Annotated in this window: 1 protein-coding gene; it reads right to left on the bottom strand. The window is 55.1% G+C overall.

Annotated elements, in window-relative coordinates:
- The coding region (locus tag VZ95_RS20750) for a flagellar motor switch protein FliG (RefSeq protein WP_045777557.1) at positions 1-859 on the bottom strand (859 nt) is incomplete at its 3' end.
- Positions 860-989 lie beyond the last annotated feature (130 nt).

Genomic DNA, 989 nt, shown 5'->3' with positions numbered 1-989 from the left:
CCGCGCGTTCGGACATATTGCTGAAGAACATATCGCGCAGGGTTTCGGAAGCCCCCTTTAGCGCCATACCCAGCTTGTCTTTTTCAGTCGCGCGCAGCAGCGTTTGAATCCCGCCGCTATCAAGACGGCTGAGGTCTTCGAAGGTAAACATCAAGGCTTTGATGCGTTCCGCCGAATCCTTATTCCGCTCTTCCAGCGAGGTCATAAAGCGCTGTTCGGTATTGCGGTCGAGATTATTGAAAATATCCGCCATCTGTTCATGGGCATCGCGACGGTTCGTCCGCGCGAGGTTGCTCATGAACTCGGTGCGCAGGGTCTTTTCAACGTCGTTCAGCACGTCCTTTTGAACGGCTTCCATCCGCAGCATGCGCATGACGACTTCGAGCGCGAAAGCTTCGGGCAGCAACGACAGAACGCGGGCGGCATGTTCGGCTTTGATCTTCGAGAGAACCACCGCAACGGTTTGCGGATATTCATTCTTCAGATAATTGGCCAGAACCTGCTCGTTCACATTGCCGAGCTTGTCCCACATCGTTCGACCGGCGGGACCACGGATTTCCTCCATGATCGTATCGACACGGTCTTTATCCAGCACCTTATTGAGCAAGCGCTCGGTGCTTTCAAACGAGCCGGTAAGCGAGCCGGTTTGGCTGAACTGTTCGGCAAACTCAACAAAGAGCCGTTCCACAACATTGGACGACACGGTGCCGAGATTGGCCATGGTTTGGGAGACCTCTTTGATCTCCTCATCATCCATCAGTTCGAATAGCCGTGCCGCATGCTCCTCGCCAATGGCGAGCATCAGTATGGCCGCTTTCTCAGGTCCGGTCAGCGACCGGAAATCCTCACGAACACGCATGGCTCGGTTCGACCCTTACCGTTATTGACATACGATACCCACGAAGAGGCTGTGCTTCGACGCGGCCCACTATGCACCAGATTCCTGGTAGAGCCAGCCGCGCAGAATGGCGACAACATCTTCGGGATGC

The sequence above is a fragment of the Elstera litoralis genome (genome assembly GCF_000963705.1).
Lineage (GTDB): Bacteria > Pseudomonadota > Alphaproteobacteria > Elsterales > Elsteraceae > Elstera > Elstera litoralis.
The sequence above is the reverse complement of the archived record's forward strand: the minus strand, read 5'-3'. Positions and strand labels throughout refer to the sequence as shown.